The 4,906-nt window shown below is 61.9% G+C and carries 6 protein-coding genes; all 6 read left to right on the forward strand.

Features of this window, described 5'->3' with window-relative positions; genetic code table 11:
- Window positions 1-151 precede the first annotated feature (151 nt).
- The 6 genes from NW818_RS12230 to cbiQ all read left to right on the forward strand — a co-directional run bounded on the left by NW818_RS12230 (window position 152) and on the right by cbiQ (window position 4,790).
- Entirely contained in the window at window positions 152-532 is a 381-nt protein-coding gene (locus NW818_RS12230; protein WP_414342412.1) for a hypothetical protein, read from the forward strand.
- A gap of 226 nt (window positions 533-758) precedes the next feature.
- Window positions 759-1,529: an SH3 domain-containing protein gene (locus tag NW818_RS12235; RefSeq protein ID WP_414424705.1), complete on the forward strand. Its 771-nt coding sequence runs from the start codon at window positions 759-761 to the stop codon at window positions 1,527-1,529.
- Window positions 1,530-1,828: 299 nt separating this feature from the next.
- Window positions 1,829-2,626 carry a hypothetical protein gene (locus tag NW818_RS12240; RefSeq protein ID WP_414384032.1) on the forward strand — a complete coding sequence of 266 codons (798 nt, stop codon included), beginning with the start codon at window positions 1,829-1,831 and terminating at the stop codon, window positions 2,624-2,626.
- A 151-nt stretch (window positions 2,627-2,777) separates the two neighbouring features.
- Window positions 2,778-3,287 carry a hypothetical protein gene (locus NW818_RS12245; RefSeq protein ID WP_414424706.1) on the forward strand — a complete coding sequence of 170 codons (510 nt, stop codon included), beginning with the start codon at window positions 2,778-2,780 and terminating at the stop codon, window positions 3,285-3,287.
- An 8-nt stretch (window positions 3,288-3,295) separates the two neighbouring features.
- Window positions 3,296-3,973, forward strand: coding sequence for a cobalt transporter CbiM (gene cbiM, locus NW818_RS12250; RefSeq protein ID WP_414424707.1), 678 nt, complete (start codon window positions 3,296-3,298; stop codon window positions 3,971-3,973).
- Window positions 3,960-4,790 carry a cobalt ECF transporter T component CbiQ gene (gene cbiQ, locus NW818_RS12255; protein ID WP_414424708.1) on the forward strand — a complete coding sequence of 277 codons (831 nt, stop codon included), beginning with the start codon at window positions 3,960-3,962 and terminating at the stop codon, window positions 4,788-4,790. The genes cbiM and cbiQ overlap by 14 nt, the downstream gene beginning before the upstream one ends.
- Window positions 4,791-4,906 lie beyond the last annotated feature (116 nt).

Consider the following 4,906-nt stretch of genomic DNA (forward strand, 5'->3'; position numbering starts at 1 on the left):
CGGGGCTCCTGCGATTTCTAGCTGAGTTGCCTGAATGGCAGAGGAAATCCGTCAAGCAGATCCTTGCACCTGGAGTTAATCTGGAAGCCGTGGCGCTTCCGTTCCTGTCTCGAGGTCTGGCCTTAGTGTGGGCGGTTTATCCCGGAGGCTTATGTACACCAATCCCGATGAAGTCTTCCGCAAAGATGTCTGGTTGGCCCTCTTCACGTGGGGGATCCTAGAGTTGGCTTGTTTCGTGATTATCCCCTTTACCGGAGCCTACGCATTCTCGCAAGTGGAGGCTTGGCTGTGGCCCTCTTTGGTTTTGGGGCCGGTGGGGGCGGTGGTGGTGGCTTTCTGTTCTAAGGTGGTGCTGGCTGCTAACAACATCCCGGATCCCAGGAGAAAACAAGCCCAGCGGCAAGTGGCTCAGGTGGTCAGTCTTTTTGGCTTTCTGGGCTTGGCATTGCCCCTCCTTCTGGCAGGATGGGTATTTGGCCGAGAGATTTTGACGACCGACTGGCAGAATAAGTTCACCAACACCAATAAGTAGAAGCTAATCTCCGACGCCCTTGCCCTCTGGGGTCGCGTCGCCCCGTCAGCGTTGCGATTCCTCTGCACAGGCCTAGCAAGAGCGCTGCGGAACACGATACATTGGGATGCAATCACGTCAGCGTTGCGCAGCAGTCGTGCTCTGGCTTTCGTAAATCCCCGGTTTTGACGGGGATCCCATCTTCTCTGCGGATTCTTGCCTGCAGCATTGCGGGAAGGTATTTCGGATGGCTAACTACCCGATGCGAGGCCGTTCTTCTCCTGCTTCTGGCGGTTTTCCCTTGGGCACCTTGGTGGTGGTGAGTGTCTCGGTTGGGGCTCTGGCCGCCTTGGCTTGGCAGTTGTGGCAGCTCGTCGCCCCCATGTTGGCCCCCCCTGCCCCGCCTCAATTTCCGCAGGCGGTGCGCTTGGATCCCTTGCCCCGCCCAGCCAGTTTTCCCTCTCCCCCCTCTGGCCCTGCTGCAGGCACTGTTGACCCTGAGGGATTTCCCCCCGGCAGCCGCGGGCGGGTGATCGAGCCCATTGGCCTGGCCATCCGCAGCCAGCCCTCTGTTGATGGAGCCTACCAAGGGGGAATTGTAGTGGGGGAAACGGTGACGGTGTTGGAGTACAGCGCCGATGGTCGTTGGCAGCGGGTGCGGCGGGAGCTGAATGGACAGGAGGGCTGGGTGCGGGCTGGCAATTTGGGCCCTGTGGATGGTGTTTCAGCCTCAACTTCTCCAGCTCCCACGGTTGAACCCAACCCTGAATCAACTCCTTTGCCGACTCGACCCCCCACGGCAGCAGTGGTTTCCCCAGGTGAGCGGGGACGGGTGATCGAGCCCATTGGCCTGGCGCTGCGGGCCACTCCAGAGCGGGAGGGAACCTACATTGGCGGTGTGCCCATGAACGAGGTGGTGACGGTGCTGGGCCTCAGCGAAGATGGCCGTTGGCAGCGCATTCGCCGTCAGAATGGGCAGGAAGGTTGGGTGCGGGCGGGGAATCTGGCGCAGGAGTAGCCCTTGCCATAGGCATAGCCCTACAGATGCCCTGGTGGGGGATTGTAACACCAGGGAAGCCTGTGTTTCGGTAGAGCAGTGCCGTTTGCGTCATCGGGACCGAGTCCTTGGCAGGGGAACTGGTGAAACACACTCCATTTCGGCTTGGTGCTTCAACAAGGGATCCCTGGGGCAAGGGGTTAGCTTTACCCTTTCTGGCCCTTGGGTTGGCCTTCTCTCTAGGCGCCTGCCGACCGGCTTCTAACGCTGGAGCGGAAAAGGTCAGGCAGGAAGCACCCCTAGCCCAAGCAAAGGCAGAGATGGGTACTCTGGAGTTTTGGGCCAACGGCGAGGACTTCATTCGGGAGGGGTTTGTCTCCAAAGACGGCTGGGAACTGAGCTTTGAGCACGTGTACGTGACGCTGGCGGACATAACCGCCTACCAAACCGATCCGCCCTTTGATCCGGAAGGAAATGCAGATTTGCTGGCACGGGCATTGGTCAGCCTCTCCGGCCCCATCACGGTTGATTTGATCACGGCTCCCCCGGCGGAGCGGGCCTTACTGGGATCCCTAGAGGCACCCCCTGGCCACTACAACGCCCTGGGGTGGCGGCTGGTGCCAGCACTGGAGGGGCCGGCAAAGGGCTATTCCCTCTGGATCGAAGGCCAAGCCCGACCGACAAAGGAAGGGGCTGGGGAGATGCCGTTTGTGCTCAAGTTCAGCCCTGAGGTGGCCTTCACCTGCGGAGAGTATGTGGGGGAGGAGCGCAAAGGCTTTGTGCGCGTCGGCCAGGTGGCAGATCTGGAGGTCACCTTCCATTTCGACCACCTGTTTGGAGATGGAAGCTTGCCCCCCAACGACAGCCTCAATCAAGCAGCTCTGGGGTTTGCCCCTTTGGTGAAGTTGGATCCTGTCTCCCTGGAGCAGCGGCTGGCCGCGTCAGCGGCGCGGAGCACTGGGGGGGGATCCGACCTTCTGGAAGTGGACTGGGGGGATCTGCAGGAGGGATCCCCTGCGGCTAAGGCCGCATTGGAGCTCCTGCACCACTTGGGCCATGTGGGGGAAGGCCACTGCCGCGCTGCCTCTGGCCCTGCCCAGACAGAGTCTTCGCCCTGAAGTCTTGGCTTTTCTAAGACCGGTCGCCTGCAGAGCGTAGAGATTGTCGTCTGTCCTCAGCTAACCAATGAACCGAGTCTGGCCAAAACTTTGGATCCCTTCCTGCCGACTGAGCCTGATTGCGGCGTCGCGTCAGCGATGCGGAGCACGGTTGAGCTTGCTGGCTTTCGGCCTGCTCCTGTCTGCTCCCGCTTGGGGCCACGGGGTGGAGGCCTCTTGGCGGGCAGTTCCCGCTTTTGAGATCCAGGCCCGCTACGATTCTGGCGAACCGATGCGTTCTGCGCAGGTAACGGTGTTTGCGCCAACGGATCCCACTACCCCTTGGCAGGAGGGACAGACGGATGCGCGGGGACGATTTCTGCTGCAGCCGGATCCCAACCTGACGGGCCTCTGGCAGGTGCGGATTCGCCAGGCGGGGCATGGGGTGTTGGTCAACGTGCCGGTGGGCGAGGAGTTCCCTCAGACAGAAGGGATCCCCAGCGCTTCCCCACCCTTTGGGCCTTTGCAGCGGGGGGTTATGGCCGCCTGTGTCATTTGGGGCTGTCTGGGCACAGCTCTCTTCTTCTCCAGGCCGCGTCAGTCTGTTTATGGAGCGGTGGAGAGCCCATCGGTTTCAGCATCTCCGGGGTCATCCCAGGTTAGCCCCTCCGCTCTGGAGTAGGACTGGCCATGCACATTAGCGATGGCATTTTGCCAGCACCGCTTTGGCTAGGGGGTTATGGCATCACCGCCCTGATCACCAGCTACAGCTTGCGGCTTCTCCGTCGCGCCGGCGTTGCCGAGCAATGTCCTTGGTGGGAACGGGATCCCCGCCATCAGTTGCCCAAAGCGGCTTTGCTCACGGCTGTCTTTTTTGTGGCCTCTTCGATTCACCTGCCCTTTCCCCCGGCCAGCCTGCATCTGGTGCTGAACGGGTTGATGGGTCTGATGTTGGGGGCTTTGGCCTATCCGGCGATTGTAGTGGGCTTGTTTTTTCAGGCGGTGGCCTTTGGCCATGGGGGCCTGACCACATTGGGCATCAACGCCGCCATTATGGGGATCCCGGCGCTCCTGGCCGGTGGGATTTTTCGGGCAGGCCGTCGGGTGATGGGGGCCGGAGTGTCTGCCTTCTTGGCGGGAGCGGTTGGGGTGGGTCTAGCAGTGCTGTTGTTTTACGGGGTGGTCATGGCTGCTGTGGTTGACGCTGGCAGCGGGATCCTCTCCACAGAAGCCGGTCGTCTGGCTCTTGGGAGCTTGGTGGTGGCCCACATCCCCCTGATGGTGGTGGAGGGGTTGTTCGCCAGTTGGGTGGTGCTGTTTTTGCAGCGGGTACAACCGGCGCTGCTGGGAGAGTATGGCAAGAGATGAAGCCGGCTCAGGGATCCCTTGCTGCTGGCGCGGTCAACAATCCCATCCTCACCCCTCCAAACCCCTTTCCTGGCTGCACCGGTGGCAACCTCTGCCCAAGGTGCTGGGCCTGATGGCGCTGATGGCGGCTTTCGCCTCGGTGAGGTGCCTGGCCCTCTTGCCGCTCATCTGGGCGCTGGTGGCTGGACTGTGGAGCCTGTCGGGATTGCCTTGGAGCCTCGGGCTGAGGCGGCTGGCAGCCCCAGGGCTGTTGGTGGCAGGGTTGATGGGGATCCTTCCCTTCTGGGCGGGGGAAACCATCCTGTGGCGCTGGGGATCCCTGGCTCTGCGTTGGGAGGGGCTGCAGATGGCGCTTCGCATTGGGGGGAGAGGGCTGGCCCTATTTGCCCTCACGATGCTGCTGCTGGAGACCACCCCCACATCGGAACTGTTGGCAGCGTTGCGGGCCCTGGGGATCCCAGACCTCCTGCTGGAACTGGCCTGGCTCACCCAGCGCTATTTGCAGGAGGTGGCCGCTCAGTGGCAGCAGATGCAACGGGCAGCCCGGCTGAGGGGTTGGCGACCGCGGGGATCCCTGTGGCGTCCTGGGCCGTCTCTAAGACAAGATCTGCCCTTTCTGGCCGCTTCGGTGGGCACCCTGTTGGTTCGCAGCTACGAGCGCTCGCAGAGGGTTTATCAGGCTTTGCGCCTGCGGGGCTACGGACGGGCACCTCTGTTTTCGACGGCGGCTGGCGGGGAGCCCTACAGTTGGGCGGCCACCGCGTTGGCCGTGGCTACGGCTCTATTGCTCCGCAACGCTGATGCGGCCCTCAACTAGAATAGATAAGCCTCTGGCAAGCCGCCCCCTTTTTGATGCTCAGTCCATGAATGGGTTAGAAGCGACCGTCTCCAGTTTCCCATCCGTTAAGGACTCCGTCCCGCTTACGCGAACAG

Origin of the sequence: Synechococcus sp. R6-5 (assembly GCF_047461775.1) — a bacterium.
In the GTDB taxonomy this organism is placed as follows: Bacteria; Cyanobacteriota; Cyanobacteriia; order Thermostichales; family Thermostichaceae; genus Thermostichus.

Excerpts from the sequence above, each read along its gene's own strand:
- NW818_RS12230 (WP_414342412.1), top strand. The coding sequence starts at position 152 with ATGTACACCAATCCCGATGAAGTCTTCCGCAAAGATGTCTGGTTGGCC.
- NW818_RS12235 (WP_414424705.1), top strand. The coding sequence starts at position 759 with ATGGCTAACTACCCGATGCGAGGCCGTTCTTCTCCTGCTTCTGGCGGT.
- NW818_RS12240 (WP_414384032.1), top strand. The coding sequence starts at position 1,829 with ATGGGTACTCTGGAGTTTTGGGCCAACGGCGAGGACTTCATTCGGGAG.
- cbiM (WP_414424707.1), top strand. The coding sequence starts at position 3,296 with ATGCACATTAGCGATGGCATTTTGCCAGCACCGCTTTGGCTAGGGGGT.
- cbiQ (WP_414424708.1), top strand. The coding sequence starts at position 3,960 with ATGGCAAGAGATGAAGCCGGCTCAGGGATCCCTTGCTGCTGGCGCGGT.